The sequence below is a fragment of the Streptomyces sp. NPDC003077 genome, from assembly GCF_040611095.1.
Classification (GTDB): domain Bacteria; phylum Actinomycetota; class Actinomycetes; order Streptomycetales; family Streptomycetaceae; genus Streptomyces.
In genome coordinates this window covers 1-20867 of sequence record NZ_JBEXNM010000106.1, presented here as the reverse complement: position 1 = coordinate 20867, position 20867 = coordinate 1, and the positions used below count along the sequence as shown (strand labels likewise).

Genomic DNA, 20867 nt, shown 5'->3' with positions numbered 1-20867 from the left:
TCGGGTATCCCGTCGGGCCCTCCCGCTCCGGGAGCCCCGCGCGGGCCCCGGGGAACGGGGGCGGGCCCGGCGGTTGATCAACCGCCGGGCCCGCCGGAAAGACGTGAGGGACCGGGACTCAGGACGGGGTGCGGGCCGCCGCCAAGAGGCGGGCGGTGTCGTCCGGGCACAGCAGGAGGGCCGTGCCGACCGTGCTGAGCGCCTCCCGCTCCGAGGGCGTGTACGGGCCGTCGGCGAGCGCGATCCGGGCGCCCTGGAGGAGCAGGCACTCCCGTCCGGCCGGGGCGAGGTGCGGGGCCAGCGGCTCCAGCGCCTCGTGCAGCTCTATGGCCAGCGCGGTGCCGCTGGGACCGGCGAGGCCGAAGGCGAGCGGCGGCTCGGTGCTCTCCCGGCCGCCCCCGGAGGCCGTGCGGGAACCGCCCGCCTCATAGGTGCCGTGCAGCCGGCCGGTGTCGGCGGCGAGCGCGGCCAGCAGCGTCAGGAGCTGGTCCTCGGTGCAGTCGGCGAACCCGGCGGCGCGCACCGCCCGGACCGCGGTGTCCCGGACCCCGCGGGAGGACGTACCACCGGCCGCCAGCACCGCGAGGGCGATGGTGTGGACGGCGTCCCGCAGCATCGCCGAGAACCGCGTCGTGGTGGGGTGGTCCAGGGCGTCCAGCCCGAAGTGGGTGTGGCAGGCGCCGCACTCGACGACCGGACCGGTGGCGCCGCGCGGGAGCAGCGGGAGACCGAGGAGGGTCAGCCGGCGCTGTCCGGTACGGCGCAGGTAGGTGCGGTCGCCGCCGCATTCGGGACAGAAGAACTCCCCGTCCGCGACGGTGCGCCATGACGTGCGCACGCCCATCACACCCAGCTTGTGCATCACGTCAGACCTCCGTAACGCTCCGGCCACCCTGCCGCGTTGACGTGATGTTAGCCACATCCTCGTCGCGGCGTCAGCATCTCGGACCGGACAAGACGGCTGTTTACCGCCGTCCGGCAGCCCGAAGCGGCCGTACGGGTCCGGGCGGGCCGACCCGCTCCCTAAGGGAGGCCAGTCGGCACCGAGGCGCCGGGAAGACCCGTCCGCGCCTGAAGCGCCGGGAACGGTCGCCGGGGCCCCGCGGTGTCCGCGAAGCCCCGGCGACCGTCAGGAGACCCGTCCTCGCGCCGTACGGGCTCCGGGTAGCCCGATCCCGGCCGGGCAAACCGCTCGCGGGAAACGAGGCGATCTGGGCGGGGGCGGGGCGGCCCGGCCCTCAGCCATCGGGCCGCCCCGGCGTCAGCTCCACCGGCCGCCAGGTCACCCGGCACCAGGTGACCCGACGGCCCGCCCTCAGCCTCCGCCCGTGCCCAGGCCGCCCCTCGCCCTCAGCGCCCGGCGCGGTTGACCGCCGAGACGACCGCCTTGATGGAGGCCCGCACGATGTTCGCGTCGATGCCGACGCCCCACAGCACCTTCTCGCCGATCGCGCACTCGATGTACGCGGCGGCCTGGGCGGCGGCGCCCTCGCTCAGCGTGTGCTCGCTGTAGTCCAGCAGGCGTACGTCCACGTCGATGGCGTGCAGGGCGTCGAAGAACGCGGCCAGCGGGCCGTTGCCGGTGCCGGTCAGCACGGTGTCCCGGCCGTCCACGACCGCCTCGACGGTGAGCGCGTCGGTGCCCTCGCTGGTGGTGGAGGTCTGCGCGGAGCGCAGCGCGATCCGGCCCCAGGCGTTCTCGGGGGTGGGCAGGTACTCGTCCTGGAAGGCGGCCCAGATGGCGGCCGGGGTGACCTCGCCGCCCTCGGTGTCGGTCTTGCTCTGGATGATCTTCGAGAACTCGATCTGCATCCGGCGCGGCAGGTCCAGCTTGTGGTCGTTCTTCAGGACGTACGCCACGCCGCCCTTGCCGGACTGCGAGTTGACCCGGATGACGGCCTCGTAGCTGCGGCCCACGTCCTTGGGGTCGATGGGCAGGTACGGGACGGCCCACTCCAGCTCGTCCACCGTCTTGCCCTGCTCGGCGGCCTGCGCCTCCATGGCCTCGAACCCCTTCTTGATGGCGTCCTGGTGGGAGCCGGAGAAGGCGGTGTAGACCAGGTCGCCCGCGTACGGGTGGCGCGGGTGGACTTCCATCTGGTTGCAGTACTCGGCGGTCCGGCGGACCTCGTCGATCTGCGAGAAGTCGATCTGCGGGTCCACGCCCTGCGAAAAAAGGTTCATGCCCAGCGTGACCAGGTCGACATTGCCGGTGCGCTCGCCCTGGCCGAACAGGCAGCCCTCCACCCGGTCCGCGCCGGCCATCACCGCCAGCTCGGCGGCGGCCACCGCGGTGCCCCGGTCGTTGTGCGGGTGCGTGGACAGGCAGATGAACTCCCGGCGCGACAGATTGCGCGACATCCACTCGAAGCGGTCGGCGTGCGTGGAGGGCGTGGAGCGCTCGACGGTGGCGGGCAGGTTGAGGATGATCTCGCGGCCCTCCTCGGGCTGCCAGACGTCCATCACGCCCTCGCAGATCTCCAGCGCGAAGTCCAGCTCCGTGTCGGTGAAGATCTCCGGGCTGTACTGGTACCCGAAGACGGTCTCCTCGCCCAGCAGCTTGTCCGCGTACTCCATCACCAGCCGGGTGCCGTCCACGGCGATCTGCTTGACCTGCTCGCGCGAGCCGCGGAAGACCACCCGCCGGAAGACCGGCGCGGTGGCGTTGTACAGGTGGACGGTGGCGCGCGGCGCGCCGACCAGCGACTCCACGGTGCGCTCGATCAGCTCCTCGCGCGCCTGGGTGAGGACGGAGATCGTCACGTCCTCGGGGATCGCGCCCTCTTCGATGATCGAGCGGACGAAGTCGAAGTCGGTGGCGCCCGAGGAGGGGAAGCCGACCTCGATCTCCTTGTAGCCCATCTTCACCAGCAGGTCGAACATCTCGCGCTTGCGGGCGGGCGACATCGGGTCGATCAGGGCCTGGTTGCCGTCCCGCAGGTCGGTGGACAGCCAGCGGGGGGCCTTGGTGATGCGGTTCCCGGGCCAGGTGCGGTCCGGCAGATCCACCGCCTCGTAGCGGCCGTACTTGTGGATCGGCATGCCGGACGGCTTCTGGGTGACGGTCGCGGCGGTGATCGGCGTGGGCCGGCCGACGGCGTTGGGGGACGGGATGGTGCCGTTCGCGGGGGCCGGCACGGTCATGCCGCCGGTCTTCGTAGCGCTGGACGGGGTCGACGGGTTCGCCATGGTGACGCAGAGCTCCTCGGGTGTCCGCTGTGTCGGCCGACGGGTGGGATCACCGCACCACCGAACTCCGCGGGGAGGGGGTCGGCCTACGACTACAGGCCCTCGCCGCGGCAGCTAAGGAGAAGCAGCCCGAAACGCATGGTGCACAGCACCATAGCCGAGCCCTCCTTTGGGCGGCGGTCCCGTATCAGTATGCGGGACCGCGTATTTGGTAACGGGCTAAGTGCGATTATCCACCCGATTTCAGCAATCATGGCGGCAGGGAGTGACACCCTCATGACCCAGTGCCACATTGCCGGGCATGGACGCCAAAGCCACTCCGGTCAACCCGGTCTTCTGCACCATCGTGCCTCCACATGTCCTCGACAAGCTCGCCCAGGCCGAGGACTCCGAGCGCGCCGAACGCGGTCTGCGCACCATCGAGCACGACGCCCTCCAGCGCACCCGCCGCCGCCTCACCACCGTCCGCGGCCTCCCCGTGGCCGCCACCCGCTCCGACGCGGACAAGCCCAACCGCACCATCTACGACGCCAAGCACCAGGAGACGCTGCCCGGCCGCAAGGTGCACAGCGAGAACGACAAGCCCTCCAAGGACGCGTCCGTCAACCGCGCGCACGCCGGGCTGGGTGCCACGTTCGACCTGTACCTGAAGGTCTACGAGCGCCGCTCCATCGACAACGCCGGCCTGCCCCTGGACGCCACCGTCCACTACGGCGAGAACTACGACAACGCCTTCTGGGACGGCCGCCGGATGGTCTTCGGCGACGGCGACAACGACCTGTTCCTCGACTTCACCATCCCCGTCGACGTCATCGGCCACGAACTGACCCACGGCGTCACGCAGTACACCGCCAACCTGGAGTACTGGGGCCAGTCCGGCGCCCTCAACGAGTCGGTGTCGGACGTCTTCGGCTCGCTGATCAAGCAGTACGCGCTCGGCCAGAACGCGAGCCAGGCCGACTGGCTCATCGGCGCCGGCCTCCTCGGCCCCAACGTCACGGGCGAGGCGCTGCGCTCCATGAAGGCGCCGGGCACCGCGTACGACGACGACGTCCTGGGCAAGGACCCGCAGCCCGCCACGATGGACGACTACGTCAAGACCTCGCGCGACAACGGCGGCGTGCACATCAACTCCGGCATCCCCAACCACGCCTTCTACCTGCTGGCCACGGCACTGGGCGGCAATGCCTGGGAGCGCGCGGGCCACATCTGGTACGACGTGCTGACCGGTGGCCAACTCGACAAGAACGCCCAGTTCGCCGACTTCGCCCGCCTGACGGTCGCCGCGGCACGCGCCCGCTTCGGCGAGGGCGACGAGCTCCAGAGCGTGCTGAAGGCCTGGTCCCAGGTCGGCGTGCCGACCAGTTAGCCCGGCCGTAGCGGGGTAGGGAACCCGTCATGCGTATTCGAGTGCGACGCACCGGCGGTTTCGCCGGGATCGAGCGCCACGCCGAGGTGGACACCGCCGGGCGCCCCGACGCCGCGGAGTGGCAGGCCCTGGCCGAACAGGCGGTCGCCGACGCCCGCGGCACACCACCCATCGGAGTGCCCGACGGTTTCAGCTACCAGATCAGCGTCAACGGGCGCACGGTCTACTGCTCCGATCCCCGCCTGACCACCGAACAACGGAAGTTGATCACCCGCGTCCTCAAGGAAGGCAGCTGAACCGTCGCCTGTTCACCGGCCCGGTCCGCCGCGCGGTCGTATCGCGTGGGGACCGGGCCGGTTCTTCGTTTCCGAAGCCCCCAACAACCGGGGAAAACAAGCACGTACCGAATTCCGCGCCGCACCTTCACTCCGTACAACTCTCCAGCTACAGGATGGCGGTTTGCGGGCCTACGGCAACGCGATCCGATTCCCCGTCGAGACTTCCGCACCGGTGATTCCGGCGCCTGCGTAACGAATGTTGTTCCCCACGGCGGTACCACCGGAACAGTTGACGAAGACGATGGCCGTACCGTCGCCACCCTCGGAGTACTTGACGACATTCCCGGTGACGATGCCTTCGTGCACGTTCTGCAGGGCGATGCCGTTCTCACTGGCCCAGTCCCGGATGATGTTCCCGGTGACGATCACGTTCTCGATGGGCTTGTCGGTCTGCCCGTACACGCCGATGGTCGCGTAGCGGGGGCCTTCACCGGGCTGATTGGCCAGGCCCATGTGGGACATGATGTTGTTGGCGATCACGATGTTCTCGGTCTGCGACCACCACCACGACGGGTTCGACGCGTTCTTGATGAGCTGCACCATGATTCCGGAATTGCAATCTTGCAGGAGATTGTTGGCGATGACCGCGTTGCGCCAGTTCTCGGCTCTGATTCCGTAGTTCTTGCTGTTCGTGATCCGGTTGTTGACCACACGGACGCCGTCGTGGAACTTCCCCGCCACCGTGGCGCCGTGCGTGCCCACCAGCGCGCCGTACCCGTCCGCGGAGCAGCCGTCCACGACGATGTCGACGCTGTGCGTCCCGTCCTTGGCCTCCTGGATCTGGATGGCCTCCGAGAAGAAGCGGGCCGGGTCGACCGCCCGGAAACCACGGAAGACGCAGTTGCGGGCGGTGCCGTTCCGCACGCCCTGGAATTCGATGGGGTGCCAGTTGGGGATGTTCTCGACGGTCAGGTCTTCGTAGCGGATGTTCTCGCCGGAGCAGAGGGCGAACATGTCCAGGCTCCCGGAATTCTTGGCGCCACCGTCCCACCGTCCACCGCGAATGGTCATGTTCGACGGTCCGCCGTATCCCGTCGCGGTGTATCCACCACCCATTAACGTTTCCACGGTGGAGTCGTCGCTCCGGAAGATATGGGCCCCGTATGCCTCGATGGTGAGGTTCCCGGAATCCGGAATGCGGATTCCCTGGCTGTGCACCCGGAAATGACCACGGGGAATGACCAGTGTTCCGCCGCCTTCTCCGCACAAAGCATCGACCGCCGCCTGAAATGCCGAGGCCGCATCGTCCGCACCCGATGGATCGGCATGAAAATCGTCCACGAGGTTGCGCATTCCTGTGGTCATGGGCCGATGGTACTCAGCGGTCGGTACGGCGTCCCCATGGTTGCGGGCATGACATCCGTATTGTTCGCGCACGCCGCGCGGAAACTCCTGCGCCGGGGGCGCACGGTGGTGCGTCGGTTCAAGACCACACCGGCCGATCACCGTGCGCCCGGCGGAATTCCGGCGGGAACGCGGTAATCGGCCGGCGCGGAACGCGGCGTCAGAAACCCAGTTTGCGGAGTTGCTTGGGGTCGCGCTGCCAGTCCTTCGCCACCTTGACGTGCAGGTCGAGGAAGACCGGCGTGCCGAGCAGGGCCTCGATCTGCTTGCGGGACTTCGTCCCGACGTCCTTCAGGCGCTTGCCCTTGGGCCCGATGATGATGCCCTTCTGGCTCGGGCGCTCGATGTAGACGTTCGCGTGGATGTCCAGCAGCGGCTTGTCGGCGGGGCGGTCCGGGCGCGGCAGCATCTCCTCGACGACCACGGCGATGGAGTGCGGCAGTTCGTCCCGCACGCCCTCCAGGGCCGCCTCGCGGATCAGCTCCGCGACCATGACCTGCTCGGGCTCGTCGGTGAGGTCGCCCTCCGGGTACAGCGGCGGGCTCTCCGGAAGGAGCGGCACAAGAAGATCGGCAAGAAGGGAGACCTGCCCGGCCTTCGCCCCGGCCCCGTCCTTCTTCGCCCCGGCCCCGGCCTTCCCGGCGGCGGCCGACTTCTCGGCGTCCACGGCCGAGACCGGAATGATCTCGGCCCACTCGATGCCCAGGTCCCTGCCGAGCTGGTCGATGGCGATCAGCTGGGCGGCCAGCGTCTTGGAGTCGACCAGGTCGGTCTTGGTGACGATGGCGACCTTCGGCGTCTTCTTGATACCGGCCAGCTCACCGGCGATGAAACGGTCGCCCGGCCCGAGCTTCTGGTCCGCCGGCAGGCAGAACCCGATCACGTCCACCTCGGCCCACGTGGTGCGCACGACATCGTTCAGCCGCTCGCCGAGCAGGGTGCGCGGCTTGTGCAGCCCCGGGGTGTCCACCAGGACGAGCTGGGCGTCGGGGCGGTGCACGATGCCCCGGACGGTGTGGCGGGTGGTCTGCGGGCGGTTGGAGGTGATCGCCACCTTCGTACCGACGAGAGCGTTCGTGAGAGTGGACTTGCCCGCGTTCGGGCGACCGACGAAGCAGGCGAAGCCGGCGCGGTAGGGGGCGGAGGAATCTGTACGAACGCTCATGCCGCCCATTCTCCCCGATCCCCGGGACAGCGCCGACCACGGTCCGGACCGACGCAGCGGACGCGCCCGGAAGGATCTCGCACGCACGGGGCCGAGGCCCGCACGCGACGTACGTACGGGCCTCCGGCCACGTGCGGGAACGGCGGGGTCAGCCCGCCTGGACCGTGGCGCGCAGGGCGCCGTCCGGCCCGGCGAGAAGAACGGGGGTACCGGCGCCGCCGAGGTCGCGTACGGCCGCGAGGTCCTCGTCGGACACCTTCTCGGCGTCCGAGACCACGGCCGCGGCCTCCAGGGACCGCGCACCGCTGGCGACCGCCATGGCGACGGCCGTGCGCAGGGCGCTGAGAGCGAGGGATTCCAGCGCGACGGTACCGGCGACATAGGTGCGGCCGGTCTCGTCGCGCACGGCGGCACCCTCGGGCACGCCGTTCCGGGCCCGCGCGGAGCGGGCGAGCGTGATGATCTTGCGGTCTTCCGGGTCCAGCGCTGCGGCTTCGCTCATACGGGCGAGCATATGCGGAGGATGGGGGCTACGGGGATAGGGGGATGGGCGGGACGACAGGGTCTCCGGCACGGAAACCCCCACCGGCGATCAGTCGCCAAACCGACGAAAGGGGACGTCCCGGGGTGCCCCCGCAGCGGACTGGGGCGCGGCGGCCGGTGACCTACATCGCGTCGGGGAAGCGCAACTGCCGCGAGGAGGTACCCCGGGGCGGCCCCGACCTCGTACGAAACAAAAGGCGCAAAACCCACCGGACCGGCACCCGCCGACAGACTCAAGCCCCGCACGAAACAAAAGGCGCACCAACCACTGCCCCGCACAAGAGAGCGCGCACCACCGCGCCGAGCCGGTACTCGGACGAAAACGCGGACGTGGCGGGGCCCGCGTCCGCGTATCCCGCCCGCAGGCTCAGCCCCCCGCACCGCCCCCCGCGCCCCCACCCGCCCCCGCGTCCTCCGGCTCATCCGCGGCCCGCACCGGCTCGCACAGCACCGTGACGATCTTGTTGCGGCGCCCGGCCGGGGACTCCGCGGTCAGCCGCAGCGCCTTCAGCGACGGGTCCCCGGGGTGCTCGGAGAGGTCCACCTCGACGGTGGCCCCGGCGATCGGCACCCGCCCCAGGTGCTTGGCGAGCAGGCCGCCGACCGTCTCCACGTCCTCGTCGTCCAGCTCGGCCACCCCGTACAGCTCGCCGAGGTCGCCGATGTCCAGCCGGGCGGTGACCCGGTAGCGGCCCTCGCCCAGGTCCTCCACCGGCGGCAGCTCCCGGTCGTACTCGTCGGTGATCTCGCCGACGATCTCCTCCAGGATGTCCTCGATGGTGACGATGCCGGCCGTGCCGCCGTACTCGTCGATGACGACGGCGACGTGGTTGCGGTCCCGCTGCATCTCGCGCAGCAGGTCGCCGGCGTTCTTGGTGTCGGGCACGAAGACGGCGGGGCGCATGGCCGTGGAGACCAGCTCGGTTTCCGCGTCCCGGCTGATGTGGACCTTGCGCGCGAGGTCCTTGAGGTAGACGACGCCCACGATGTCATCCTCGTTCTCCCCGGTCACCGGGATGCGCGAGAAGCCGGAGCGCAGGGCGAGGGTGAGCGCCTGCCGGATGGTCTTGTACCGCTCGACGGAGATCAGGTCGGTGCGCGGCACCATCACCTCGCGGACCAGGGTGTCGCCGAGCTGGAAGACGGAGTGCACCATGCGGCGCTCCTCGTCCTCGATCAGCGACTCCTGTTCCGCCAGGTCCACCAGGGAGCGCAGCTCCGCCTCCGAGGCGAACGGCCCCTTGCGGAAGCCCTTGCCCGGCGTCAGCGCGTTGCCCAGCAGGATCAGGAGCTGCGGCACCGGCCCCATGACGCGGGCCAGCGGCAGCAGGACGTACGCGGCGGCGGTGGCGGTGTTCAGCGGGTGCTGGCGCCCGATCGTGCGCGGCGAGACGCCGACGGCCACGTAGGAGAGGAGCACCATGGCGCCGATGGCGACGGCGAGCGCCTGCCAGGTCTCCTCGAAGGAGCGCAGGCAGACGTACGTCACCACGACCCCGGCAGCCATCTCGCAGCCGACCCGGACCAGCAGCGCCAGGTTGAGGTAGCGCGTGGGGTCGTCGGCGACGGCGGCCAGTTTGGCGCTGCCGCGCCGCCCGGCCCGAACCGCCTGTTCGGCGCGGAAGCTGGTGGTGCGGGCGAGCCCGGCCTCCGCGCAGGCCGCGAGCCAGGCGACGACCAGGAGGAGGACCGCGATGGCGATCAGTTGGGTGGTCACGTGACCGGCCCGGTCAGGTGAAGGTGGGGGCCGGGGAGGGGCCGGTGAGCCCCCGCTCGGCGCGCCAGCCGTCGATGATGGCCGCCTGGAGTCCGAACATCTCCGCCTTCTCGTCGGGCTCCTCGTGGTCGTAACCGAGGAGGTGCAGGACGCCGTGGACGGTCAGGAGCTGGAGCTCCTCGTCCATGGAGTGGCCGGTCGGCGCCTGGCGGCCCTGCTGCTCGGCCACCTCGGGGCACAGCACGATGTCGCCGAGCAGGCCCTGCGGGGGCTCCTCGTCGTCCTTGGCCGGCGGGCGGAGCTCGTCCATCGGGAAGGACATGACATCGGTGGGGCCGGGCAGGTCCATCCACTGGATGTGGAGCTGCTCCATGGCATCGGCGTCCACGGCGATCACCGACAGCTCGGACAGCGGGTGGATGCGCATCCGGGTCAGGGCGTAGCGGGCCACGTCCAGGAGGGCCTGCTCGTCGATGTCCGTTCCGGACTCGTTGTTGACGTCGATCGACATCTGTTGGCGTCTTCTCGCTTCTCGGGGGTCACAGCCGTGCGGGGCGCGGGCGGCGGCGCCCCCTGGGACGGGGGCACCGGCCATGGCGGCCGGCGCGCCCCGGCTCCGGGCGGCGGAACCGGCCGCCCGGCGGCTCACCGCCGGTCGCGGCCGGTGTGCTCGTTACGGCTGTCGTACTTGTCGTACGCGTCGACGATACGGCCCACCAGCTTGTGCCGGACGACGTCGTGGCTGGTGAGGCGCGAGAAATGCACGTCCTCCACGCCGTCGAGGATCTCCTGGACCTGCCGCAGACCGCTCTTCGTCCCGCCCGGAAGGTCGATCTGGGTGATGTCACCGGTGATGACGATCTTGGACTCGAAGCCGAGGCGGGTGAGGAACATCTTCATCTGTTCCGGGTTCGTGTTCTGCGCCTCGTCCAGGATGATGAACGCGTCGTTCAGCGTCCGGCCGCGCATGTACGCCAGCGGCGCCACCTCGATCGTGCCCGCCGCCATCAGGCGCGGGATGGAATCGGGGTCAAGCATGTCGTGCAGCGCGTCGTAGAGCGGACGCAGATACGGGTCGATCTTCTCGTAGAGCGTGCCCGGCAGGAATCCCAGCCGCTCGCCCGCCTCGACCGCGGGCCGGGTCAGGATGATCCGGTTGACCTGCTTGGACTGGAGCGCCTGCACCGCCTTGGCCATCGCCAGATACGTTTTTCCGGTACCGGCCGGGCCGATGCCGAAGACCACCGTGTGCTTGTCGATGGCGTCCACGTAGCGCTTCTGGTTGAGCGTCTTGGGGCGGATCGTCCGGCCGCGGTTGGACAGGATGTTCTGGGTGAGCACCTCGGCGGGGGTCTCGCTCGCCCCGTTCTCGCCGTTCTCCGCCGACCGCAGCATGGCGATGGAGCGTTCCACTGCGTCCTCCGTCATCGGTTGTCCGGTGCGGAGCACCAGCATCATCTCGTCGAAAAGGCGCTGGATGAGGGCGACTTCCTTCGCGTCGCCCACCGCGCTGACCTCATTGCCCCGCACGTGGATGTCGGTGGCCGGGAACGCGTTCTCGATGACGCGCAGAAGGGAATCGCCCGATCCCAGGACCGTCACCATGGGGTGCTTGGCCGGGACGGTGAACTGGGCGTGTGCCTGCGGTCGCATGGGTGTCTGAGTCATGGGCCGGCCCTGTGGCCTGCTCAACCCCCGATCGTTGCCGAATGCTCGATGGATGCTCGTTAGAGGGGGCCTGGAACACGCCCTCCCTGGGGTACCCAGGGTACGACGGTGCACTGACAAGCCCGAGAGTTTTACCGGCGGTGGGGGGACGCGGGTGGCCCGGCCCCCTGTCAGCCGTGTACCCGTTTCTCACGCCGAGTGACCACGCCCTTACGAGGCGGGGTGGCCCGGAACGCACGCCGGACCGTCCGGGCCCCCTGCCACCCCTGACACCGGCCGTCATCCACCCCCCACACCGACCGCTCCTCCACTCCCCACGCCGAGCGCTCCCCCGCCCCTCCCACCGGCCGCTCCCCCGCCCCTCACGCCGGCCGCCGGAACCCGATCGTCGGGAGCGCGCGGGCCAGCGGCCAGGCCCGCCCCGCCGTGGGCAGCAGCGCGTCCAGGAAGGCGTAGCGGCTCAGCGCCGCCGGGTCCTGGTCGTCGTACGAGCGGACGTGCTGCCACCAGGCGGCGATCTCCACCCAGCCCGGCGCGGACAGCGAGCCCCCGAATTCCTGCACCGACAGGGCGGCGGTCAGCCCCGCGAAGGCCAGCCGGTCGGCGAGCGGCCACTCGGCGAGGGTGCCGGTGACGAACCCCGCGACGAACACGTCCCCGGCCCCGGTCGGGTCCAGCGCCTCGACCGCGATGGCCGGGACCTGGGCCGTCTCGCCGGTCCGGCCGTCCACCGCGTACGCGCCCTCCTCCCCCATGGTGACCACGGCGAGCGGCACCAGGTCGGCGAGCTTGTGGGCGGCGGCGCGCGGGCAGTCCGTGCGGGTGTAGCGCATCGCCTCCTGGGCGTTGGGCAGGAACGCCTCGCAGTGCTGGAGGTCGGTCAGGTCGGCCGGGTCCCAGCGGCCGGTGTCGTCCCAGCCCACGTCGGCGAAGATCCGGCTGCCCCGGCCCGCCGCGCAGCCGAGCCAGCCCTCGCCGCCGCCGGGCACGAGGGCGGCCACGCAGGCGCGGGTGGGCGGCGGGCAGCCGGGGGCGTGCTGGCCGTCGAAGGCCGCGAGCGCGGTCTCCGCGGGCGGCGCCTCGTGGCCGTGCGAGATCATCGTGCGCTCGCCCTCGTACGCCATGGAGACGGTGACCGGCGAGTGCCAGCCGGCCACCCGGCGGGAGAGCGAGAGGTCGACGCACTCGCCCTGTTCGAGGGCGTCCCAGCAGTATTCGCCGTACATGTCGTCGCCGAACGCGGCGGCCAGTGAGGTGCGCAGCCCCAGGCGGGCCAGCGCGGTGGCCATGTTGGCGACGCCGCCGGGGCTGGACCCCATGCCGCGGGCCCAGGATTCGGTGCCGCGCACGGGGGCGGAGTCCAGGCCGGTGAAGATGATGTCGAGGAAGACCCGGCCGGTGAGGTAGACGTCGGTGGGCGGGTCGCCCTCGGCACGTACGGCGGCCAGTGGGTCCAGGACCGGGACCGGCGGCCCCGACTGTCCCGAGCACGCCCCCTGTTGAACGTCGAAAATGCTCACCGTGCTACCCCTTCCTCCCGTGCGTGCCGCAAGTGTGCCCGATGCTGCGATACCTTCCGCCCCATGAGGCTCACCATTCTCGGCGGCGGTGGTTTCCGGGTACCCCTGGTGCACCGCGCCCTGCTGGACGATCCGTCGACGGCCGTTTCCGAACTGACGCTGTACGACACCGACGCGGCCCGCCTCGGCGTCATCGCCGCCATCCTGGACCGGCAGTCCGAGGGACGCACCGCACCCGTCCGCGTCCGGATCACCGGTGACCTGGACGAGGCGCTGGCCGGGGCGGACTTCGTCTTCTCCGCCATCCGGGTGGGCGGTACCGCCGGACGGGTCCGGGACGAGCGGATCCCCCTGGCCGAAAGCGTGTTGGGCCAGGAGACGGTCGGCGCGGGCGGCGTCCTGTACGGGCTGCGGACGATCCCCGAGGCGCTGCGCATCGCCGAACGGGTGGCGGCGCTCGCCCCCGGCGCCTGGCTGATCAACTTCACCAATCCGGCGGGCATGGTGACCGAGGCCATGGCGCGGATCCTGGGCGAGCGCGTCATCGGCATCTGCGACTCCCCCGTGGGCCTCGTACGGCGGGCCGCCCGGGCCGCCGGCGCCGACCCGGCCGCGCGACTCTCGTACGACTACGTGGGGCTCAACCACCTCGGCTGGCTGCGCTCGTTGCGTGCCGACGGCAAGGAACTGCTGCCGGGCCTCCTGGCCGACCCCGCCGCCCTGGGCACCTTCGAGGAGGGCAGGCTGTTCGGCGCCACGTGGCTGCGCGCGCTGGGCGCCCTCCCGAACGAGTACCTGCACTACTACTACTTCCGCCGCGAAACCCTGCGCTCCGCGCTGGACGCGGACCAGACCCGCGGCGAATTCCTCGACCACCAGCAGGGCGACTTCTTCACGGAGGCCGCCGCGGCACCCCACCAGGCGTACGACCTGTGGGAACGCACCCGGCGGCAGCGCGAGGAGACCTACATGGCCGAGGGCCGCGCCGCCAGTGGAGGCTGGCAGCGCGACAGCCACGACCTGGAGGGCGGCGGCTACGACCAGGTGGCCCTCGCCCTGATGCACGCCATCGCGGGCGACCGCCGCACCCAGCTCATCCTGAACGTGCCCAACGGCACGACGATCCCCCAGATGGCACCCGACGCCATCATCGAAACAGTCTGCGAGGTGGACGCCACCGGCGCCCACCCCCTCCCCTGCGCCCCCCTGAACGACCACATGCTGGGCCTGCTCCTCCAGGTCAAATCCGTCGAACGCGCCACCCTGACCGCGGCCACCGGTCAGGACCCCACCGCCGCCTTGCGCGCACTGGCACTGCATCCCCTGGTGGACTCCCCGGCGGTGGCGGCGAGGATCCTGGAACGGGCGGGGGTGAAGGGCGGAGCCGCCAAGGCATGAACTCCTGCCCTTTCCACCCCGCCCGCCCCTCACTCCCTGCGACGAGACCCGCCCCATCAAGCCCGTCCGGCGATCGAGGACGACATCACCGGCGTGCACCAGCACCTGAGACCGCTCCTCTGGCCCATCCGGCGGCCTCCACCCCCTACGACGACGCCCGCCCCATCAAACCCGTCCGGCGCTTGAGGAGAACGTCTCCGGCGTTCACCGGCACCCAATGATCACCCCGCGCCACCCACCGACCAGCCCCAGCCGAGGCGGAGACACCGCCCACCCGTGGAGACACGCAAGGGCCGGGTGTCCCAACGGCGACCTACGCCGTCGGGACACCCGGCCCCAGGGGACGGCTACGGCCGCCACTCCCCCTGCCGAGCCGCCTCCGCCTCGATGGACGTCGACGCCCCGTGCCCCGTCCGCACCACCGTCTGCGGCGGCAGCGCGAACAACCGCTCCCGAATCGACGTCACGATCGTCGGATAATCCGAGAACGACCGCCCCGTGGCCCCGGGCCCACCCTGAAACAGCGTGTCCCCCGTGAACACCGTGTTCAGCTCGGGCGCATACAGGCACACCGCCCCCGGAGCGTGCCCGGGCGTGTGCAGCACGGTCAGGTCGGTCCCGGCGATCGTCAGCACCTGCCCGTCCGCCAGCTCCGCCTCCGGCGCCCAGTCGGGGTGCGTCTGCTTCCACAGCGGCAGATCGGCCGGATGCAGATGGATCATCGCACCGGTGCGGGACGCCAGCGTCGGCGCCGCGTCGATGTGATCGTTGTGCGCATGCGTGCAGATGATCGCGCGCAGCGTCCGGTCACCGAGCGCGGTGAGAATGGCCTCGGCGTCGTGCGCGGCGTCGATGACGATCGCCTCGTCGTCGTTCCCGACGATCCAGACGTTGTTGTCCACCTCCCACGTACCGCCGTCGAGCGAGAACGTGCCGGAGGTGACGAGGTGGTCGATGCGCGCGGCCATCAGAGGGTCACCACCGAACGCAGCACGTCACCCGCGTGCATCCGCTCGAACGCCTTCTCGACCTCGTCGATCGCGATCGTCTCGGTGACGAAACCGCCCAGGTCGATCCGCCCCTGCTGGTGCAGGTCGATCAGCATCGGGAAGTCCCGGGAGGGCAGGCAGTCGCCGTACCAGGACGACTTGAGCGCGCCGCCCCGGCCGAACACATCCAGCAGCGGCAGTTCGAGCAGCATCTCGGGCGTCGGCACGCCGACCAGGACGACCGTCCCGGCCAGGTCACGGGCGTAGAACGCCTGCCGGTAGGTCTCCGGACGGCCCACCGCGTCGATCACGACGTCCGCGCCGAAACCACCGGTCAGCTCGCGGATGGCGTCCACCGGGTCGGCCGAACGTGAGTTGACGGTGTGGGTGGCACCCATCCCCTTGGCCGTCTCCAGCTTGCGGTCGTCGATGTCCACGGCGATGATGCGCGCCGCGCCCGCCAGCCGGGCGCCGACGATCGCCGCGTCGCCCACCCCACCGCAGCCGATGACCGCGACGGAGTCGCCGCGGGTCACGCCGCCGGTGTTGATGGCCGCGCCGATGCCCGCCATGACGCCGCAGCCCAGCAGGCCGGCCACGGCCGGGGACACGCCCGGGTCGACCTTGGTGCACTGCCCGGCCGCCACCAGCGTCTTGTCGGCGAACGCGCCGATGCCGAGCGCCGGGGTCAGCTCCGTGCCGTCCGTCAGCGTCATCTTCTGCCGGGCGTTGTGGGTGTTGAAGCAGTACTGCGGGCGCCCGCGCAGGCACGCGCGGCACTGGCCGCAGACCGCACGCCAGTTCAGGATGACGAAGTCGCCGGGCGCGACGTCCGTCACCCCCTCGCCCACGGACTCGACCACGCCCGACGCCTCGTGACCCAGCAGGAAGGGAAAGTCGTCGTTGATGCCGCCCTGCTTGTAGTGCAGGTCGGTGTGGCACACCCCGCACGCCTGCACCTTGACCACGGCCTCACCCGGGCCGGGGTCCGGCACGAGGATCGTCTCCAGCCGGACCGGTTCGTTCTTGCCCGGCGCGATGACGCCGCGTACTTCCTGTGCCATCGGACAGCCCCTCTCAAAGATCACCTACGGGACCATTACGGTACGCGGGCCGACGGGCGCCGCCCAGGGGGCTTGGGTCCGGGGCGCTCCGACCGGGGCCGTGCGGGTGGTGGGAACGGAGCGCCGCACCGGGGATACGGGTTTCCAGGACGACCAGAACGCACCCTTTTCCTATGATCCGCCCGATAGCGCCCGGACCTCCGACGCCCCTCGCATTGCTGCTCCTTTCAACCATTGCACCTTTTACCAACCGTTGAATCTCCGCGCGTAGATAGCGGCCCACCAGCCCTGCTACACCTACTACGTCCCTCCCCCACCCAAAGGAGCCAAGCACCATGCACGTTCGCACGCGCATCGGCGTCTCCGCGATCGCCGCGGCCGTCGCCGGCACCGCCCTCTTCGGCATCGGCCAGGCCACCGCCGAGCACTCCGTCCCGCGGACCGACAAAGAGGTCCCCAACCTCAGCCAGGTACAGGACAAGATCAAGGCGTACTACGGCGACACGGTGAAGGCCGACGGGCAGCACTACGCCTCGCCGCGCAGCAACTACGCCAAGCAGGTGCGCGGCATCGAGGCGAAGGCCGAGCGGTACCTGACCGACGCCATCAAGAAGCAGGGGAAGGGCAAGAAGAAGCCCGCCATCGTCCTCGACATGGACGACACCACCCTGCTCACCTACAACTACGAGCTCCAGGTGGGCTTCCACCACACCGAGCAGGCTCAGGACGCGTACCTGAAGTCCACCGACATGGAGCCGGTGTTCGGCATGAACAGCCTGGTCAACCGGGCACACAAGCAGGGTTACGAGGTCTTCTTCGTGACCGGGCGCAAGGAGGCGCAGCGCGCCTGGAGCGTGCGCAACCTCAAGAACGTCGGGTACAACGTCGCGCTGGACCGCAAGCACGTCTACCTGAAGGACAAGCAGCACCCGCCGGCCTACCTGGCGTGCGGCACCAAGTGCTCCACGGTGGAGTTCAAGTCGGGCACCCGCAAGCACATCGAGTCGCTCGGCTACAACATCGTGGCCAACTTCGGCGACCAGTACAGCGACCTCAACGGCGGCTACGCCGACAAGACCTTCAAGCTGCCGAACCCGATGTACTTCCTGCCGTAAGGGCGGGTCTCCCGAAGCGCGGTGTGCGCTTTCCCTTGCGGGAGCGCACACCATGCCTGCCGCCGCGGGACGGGGAGAGCCCATATGGGGCACCCTCCGGGTCGGCCCCCGCTCAGCGGCGCTTCGGCACCGGCACCCGCATCAGATCCCGCGCCACGGTCAGCTCCCCCGTGAAACCGGCGGCCCTCGCCTGGCGTTCGAATTCCTCCGGGTCGGAGTAACGCTGCGAGAAGTGCGTCAGCACCAGGTGACGGACGTTCGCCGCGACCGCCACCTCGGCCGCCTGCCCCGCCGTGAGGTGACCGTGCTCGGTGGCCAGATCGACGTCCTCGTCCAGGAAGGTCGACTCGATGACGAGCAGGTCGCAGCCCTCGGCCAGCTCCCGCACCCCGTCGCACAGCCGGGTGTCCATCACGAAGGCGAACCGCTGGCCGGTCCGCACCTCGCTGACCTCCTCCAGGGCGACCCCCCGCAAGGAACCCTCACGCTGGAGACGCCCGACGTCCGGGCCCTTGATGCCGTGCGCCGCGAGCCGCTCGGGCAGTATCCGCCGGCCGTCCGGCTCGACGAGGCGGTAGCCGAAGGACTCCACCGGATGGGAGAGCCGGCGCGCCTCCAGTGTGTACGCGGGCGTGCGGGCGAGCACGCCGTCGGCGGACACCGGCTCCTCCCCCAGGTCGACCGTCTCCCGGTAGGCCGTGGCGTACCGCAGCCGGTCGAAGAAACGCTGCCCACTTGCGGGAAAGTGCGCGGTGACCGGATGCGGCACCCGGTCCAGGTTGATGCGCTGGATGACCCCGGCCAGACCCAGGCTGTGGTCGCCGTGGAAGTGCGTGACGCAGATCCGGTCGATGTCGTGCGCGGCCACTCCCGCGCGCAGCATCTGCCGCTGGGTGCCCTCGCCGGGGTCGAAGAGGATGCCCTCGCCGTCCCAGCGCAGCAGGTAACCGTTGTGGTTGCGGTGCCGGGTGGGGACCTGGCTGGCCGTCCCCAGGACGACGAATTCGCGTACGGACACGGTGCCGGGGTCCTCCGGTCAGACCAGGCGCTGGAGGTCGCGCCCGCCCAGCACGTGGGCGTGGGCGTGGAAGACGGTCTGGCCCGCACCAGGACCGGTGTTGAAGATGATCCGGTAGCCCGACTCGTCGATCTTCTCGTCGGCCGCCACCTCGCCCGCCTCGCGCAGCACGTCCCCCGCGATCGCCGGCTCGGCGGCGGCCAGCGCGGCACCGTTGGGGTAGTGCACCTTGGGGATCACCAGCACGTGCGTCGGCGCCTGAGGATTTATGTCGCGGAAGGCCAGGGTCGTCTCGGTCTCCCGGACGATCGTCGCGGGCACCTCCTTCGCCACGATCTTGCAGAACAGGCAGTCGGCCTGCGGTTCTCCCGCCACCGGTGGGCTCCTCCCGGATCTACGGTCCGTACGCACCGCGCGCACGCACGTCCGGATCGTACCGGGCACCCCTGACACGGCGGCGCAGCGGCCGGGAGTGGCGGCGGACACGGGCCTCCCCTGAGAGGCCCGGCAACGGACCTACCCGCTACTGACGGGCCGCCGCCCAGGTGTCCCGAGGGTCGGGGTGGTGGCCGGCGTTGTCGCCGCGGCCTTGATCGCCGCCGTTGTCGCCGTTCCAGTCCTTGCCGTCGTTCCAGTCCTTGCCGTCGTTCCAGTCCTTGCCGTCGTTCCGGTTGTCACCGCTCTCGCAGTGCTTGCCGTCGTCGTTCCAGTCCTTGTTCTTGTCGTCGTTCCAGTTCTTGTCGTGGTCCTTGCCGTCGTCCCAGTTCTTGTCCTTGTCCTGGTCCCAGTTCTTGTTGTTGTCGTGGTCCTTGCCGTCGTCCCAGTTCTTGTCCTTGCCCTGGTCCCAGTCCTTGCTGTCGTGCCCCTCCTTGCCCTCGTCCCAGTTCTTACCGTTCTGCCCGTCTTTCCCCTCGTCCCAGTTCTTGCCGTCGTGCCCGTCCTTCCCGTCATCCCAGTTCTTGCCCTGATCCCAGTCCTTGTCTTTGCCCTGGTCCCAGTCCTTGCCGTCGTGACCTTCCTTGCCCTCGTCCCAGTTCTTGCCGTCGTGTCCGTCCTTGCCGTCGTCCCAGCAGGAGTCACTGGGGGCGGGCTGCGGCGGCTCCGACGTGGCGGGGGGTGTGAAGGAAGGCTGACCGGTACCGGACGGGTACTGGGTGGGCACGTCGCTGCTGCAGTCGCCCAGGACGTTGACGCTGAAGACGACGCGGCTGTCGACCCGCGCCACCAGGCTGCCCCGGACGCACCGCCCCTCCACCACGTCCGTCACCCGTCCCGTGATGGTGATCCGCCGTTCCTGGGCGGTGCCGCCCTGGCAGTCCACGATCGCGACCGTCTGCCCCGGGGGACTGGCCGTCGATGCCGTGGCCGTCCGGCCGTTGTCCTCGTACGTGGCGGTACAGCTCAGCCAGCGGACGTCGATGCCCGCGGCTTCCAGCGTCCGCGTGCCGGCGTGGTCGGTGGTGACGGCCACGGACGAGACATTGAGCCCGCCGGTGGGTTCGCAGGCCGCCACCGCGACGACGGCCGCGCCCGTGGCTCCCACCACCGCCAGCGCGCGTCCCCTCCGCGTGTTCCGCGGGTGTCGCCGCCGGCGCGCGTGATCCATGTGGTGTATGCGCGGTAAGTCCCGTAAGGGTCGGATGAGTCGACCGAGAGATACGTCCCGTACGCGTCGCATTGCCCCCATGGCAGGCAGCCTCCCACCGCCGCGCGCTGACCGACAGCCACACCTCGGCCAGAGTGTCGCCGGGGAACCACCGCCCCCGTTCGTCAACCCTCCCAGTCGGGCACGCGGCGAGAAGGATTGGCCATGCATTTACGCTCCGTACGGGATCGGTTCCCGGCCCGGACCCGCCGCTGCCACCGGAACGGGCACCCGGCTCACTAAGCTGATCCAGCACAGCACGTATGTCGCCCACAATCGGGAGCGTCCACCATGGCAACCACCCGCACCGCCAAGACCCACTGGGAAGGCAACCTTCTGGAGGGCAAGGGCACCGTCGCCCTGGAGTCGTCCAAGGTCGGCACCTACGAGGTGAGCTGGCCGTCCCGCGCCGAGCAGGCCAACGGCCGGACGAGCCCGGAGGAGCTGATCGCGGCGGCCCACTCGTCCTGCTACTCCATGGCCTTCTCGCACGGCCTGGCCGGCAAGGGCTACACCGTCGAGAAGGTCGACACCCAGGCCGACGTCACGTTCCAGCCGGGCGAGGGCATCACCGGCATCGTCCTGACCGTCCGGGCGACCGTCCCCGGCCTGTCCGAGGAGGACTTCCAGGCCGCGGCCCAGGACGCCAAGGCCAACTGCCCGGTGAGCCAGGCGCTGGCGGGCGTCAAGAACATCACGCTGGACGCGAAGCTGGTCTGATCCGCGCGGTCTCCACCGGCCGGGGGGGGCCGCGGGGGGCGCCGCCCGGGGAGCGGGCGCCACCG

19 protein-coding genes are annotated in these 20867 nt (G+C 70.4%); 5 read left to right on the top strand and 14 right to left on the bottom strand.

The genetic code is table 11. From position 1 onward, the window contains the following. Positions 1 to 118: 118 nt before the first annotated feature. Together ABZX96_RS36345 and leuA are read right to left on the bottom strand one after the other, a co-directional pair. Positions 119 to 862: a TerB family tellurite resistance protein gene (locus ABZX96_RS36345; protein WP_355553365.1), complete on the bottom strand. Its 744-nt coding sequence runs from the start codon at positions 860 to 862 to the stop codon at positions 119 to 121. Between the two features lie 488 nt (positions 863 to 1350). Beyond that, on the bottom strand, positions 1351 to 3144 hold the full coding sequence (leuA, locus tag ABZX96_RS36340; protein ID WP_355553363.1) for a 2-isopropylmalate synthase: 1794 nt from the start codon (positions 3142 to 3144) through the stop codon (positions 1351 to 1353). Between the two features lie 346 nt (positions 3145 to 3490). Between leuA and ABZX96_RS36335 the strand changes: the two genes are divergently transcribed. Next, positions 3491 to 4558 (top strand): M4 family metallopeptidase, encoded by a 1068-nt coding sequence (locus tag ABZX96_RS36335; RefSeq protein WP_355553357.1) that lies wholly within the window; start codon positions 3491 to 3493, stop codon positions 4556 to 4558. A gap of 29 nt (positions 4559 to 4587) precedes the next feature. Beyond that, positions 4588 to 4854, top strand: a complete 267-nt coding sequence (locus ABZX96_RS36330; RefSeq protein ID WP_355553354.1) for a protealysin inhibitor emfourin — start codon at positions 4588 to 4590, stop codon at positions 4852 to 4854. Between the two features lie 171 nt (positions 4855 to 5025). On the opposite strand, the gene ABZX96_RS36325 is transcribed toward ABZX96_RS36330, so the two are convergent. From ABZX96_RS36325 to ABZX96_RS36295, 7 genes are all read right to left on the bottom strand, one after another. Further along, positions 5026 to 6189, bottom strand: coding sequence for a right-handed parallel beta-helix repeat-containing protein (locus ABZX96_RS36325; RefSeq protein ID WP_355553351.1), 1164 nt, complete (start codon positions 6187 to 6189; stop codon positions 5026 to 5028). Positions 6190 to 6400: 211 nt separating this feature from the next. Further along, complete coding sequence (locus ABZX96_RS36320; protein ID WP_355553348.1) at positions 6401 to 7405, bottom strand: GTPase Era; 1005 nt, start codon at positions 7403 to 7405, stop codon at positions 6401 to 6403. Between the two features lie 148 nt (positions 7406 to 7553). After that, entirely contained in the window at positions 7554 to 7919 is a 366-nt protein-coding gene (locus ABZX96_RS36315) for a cytidine deaminase (RefSeq protein ID WP_355553345.1), read from the bottom strand. Positions 7920 to 8315: 396 nt separating this feature from the next. Beyond that, entirely contained in the window at positions 8316 to 9665 is a 1350-nt protein-coding gene (locus ABZX96_RS36310) for a hemolysin family protein (RefSeq protein WP_355553342.1), read from the bottom strand. A 13-nt stretch (positions 9666 to 9678) separates the two neighbouring features. Beyond that, positions 9679 to 10176: an rRNA maturation RNase YbeY gene (gene ybeY, locus ABZX96_RS36305; protein ID WP_355553339.1), complete on the bottom strand. Its 498-nt coding sequence runs from the start codon at positions 10174 to 10176 to the stop codon at positions 9679 to 9681. A 134-nt stretch (positions 10177 to 10310) separates the two neighbouring features. Further along, positions 10311 to 11333 carry a PhoH family protein gene (locus tag ABZX96_RS36300; RefSeq protein WP_355553337.1) on the bottom strand — a complete coding sequence of 341 codons (1023 nt, stop codon included), beginning with the start codon at positions 11331 to 11333 and terminating at the stop codon, positions 10311 to 10313. A 362-nt stretch (positions 11334 to 11695) separates the two neighbouring features. After that, on the bottom strand, positions 11696 to 12847 hold the full coding sequence (locus tag ABZX96_RS36295) for a PfkB family carbohydrate kinase (RefSeq protein ID WP_355553360.1): 1152 nt from the start codon (positions 12845 to 12847) through the stop codon (positions 11696 to 11698). A gap of 69 nt (positions 12848 to 12916) precedes the next feature. On the opposite strand from ABZX96_RS36295, the gene ABZX96_RS36290 reads away from it, so the two are divergent. Further along, on the top strand, positions 12917 to 14251 hold the full coding sequence (locus ABZX96_RS36290) for a 6-phospho-beta-glucosidase (protein ID WP_355553335.1): 1335 nt from the start codon (positions 12917 to 12919) through the stop codon (positions 14249 to 14251). Between the two features lie 347 nt (positions 14252 to 14598). On the opposite strand, the gene ABZX96_RS36285 is transcribed toward ABZX96_RS36290, so the two are convergent. Together ABZX96_RS36285 and ABZX96_RS36280 are read right to left on the bottom strand one after the other, a co-directional pair. After that, positions 14599 to 15219, bottom strand: coding sequence for an MBL fold metallo-hydrolase (locus ABZX96_RS36285; protein ID WP_355553332.1), 621 nt, complete (start codon positions 15217 to 15219; stop codon positions 14599 to 14601). Then, a complete protein-coding gene (locus ABZX96_RS36280) occupies positions 15219 to 16304 on the bottom strand; it encodes an S-(hydroxymethyl)mycothiol dehydrogenase (protein WP_355553329.1) in 1086 nt (361 codons plus the stop codon). The genes ABZX96_RS36285 and ABZX96_RS36280 overlap by 1 nt, the downstream gene beginning before the upstream one ends. A gap of 335 nt (positions 16305 to 16639) precedes the next feature. On the opposite strand from ABZX96_RS36280, the gene ABZX96_RS36275 reads away from it, so the two are divergent. Continuing rightward, positions 16640 to 17419 carry an HAD family acid phosphatase gene (locus ABZX96_RS36275; protein WP_355553326.1) on the top strand — a complete coding sequence of 260 codons (780 nt, stop codon included), beginning with the start codon at positions 16640 to 16642 and terminating at the stop codon, positions 17417 to 17419. A gap of 112 nt (positions 17420 to 17531) precedes the next feature. Here ABZX96_RS36275 and ABZX96_RS36270 read toward each other — a convergent pair whose 3' ends face one another. The 3 genes from ABZX96_RS36270 to ABZX96_RS36260 all read right to left on the bottom strand — a co-directional run bounded on the left by ABZX96_RS36270 (position 17532) and on the right by ABZX96_RS36260 (position 19983). Then, complete coding sequence (locus tag ABZX96_RS36270) at positions 17532 to 18437, bottom strand: ribonuclease Z (protein WP_355553324.1); 906 nt, start codon at positions 18435 to 18437, stop codon at positions 17532 to 17534. 18 nt (positions 18438 to 18455) lie between these two features. Further along, on the bottom strand, positions 18456 to 18812 hold the full coding sequence (locus ABZX96_RS36265) for a histidine triad nucleotide-binding protein (protein ID WP_355553321.1): 357 nt from the start codon (positions 18810 to 18812) through the stop codon (positions 18456 to 18458). 148 nt (positions 18813 to 18960) lie between these two features. Continuing rightward, positions 18961 to 19983: a hypothetical protein gene (locus tag ABZX96_RS36260; protein ID WP_355553318.1), complete on the bottom strand. Its 1023-nt coding sequence runs from the start codon at positions 19981 to 19983 to the stop codon at positions 18961 to 18963. Between the two features lie 390 nt (positions 19984 to 20373). On the opposite strand from ABZX96_RS36260, the gene ABZX96_RS36255 reads away from it, so the two are divergent. Further along, positions 20374 to 20802 (top strand): OsmC family protein, encoded by a 429-nt coding sequence (locus ABZX96_RS36255; RefSeq protein WP_355553316.1) that lies wholly within the window; start codon positions 20374 to 20376, stop codon positions 20800 to 20802. The last annotated feature ends 65 nt before the right edge of the window (positions 20803 to 20867 follow it).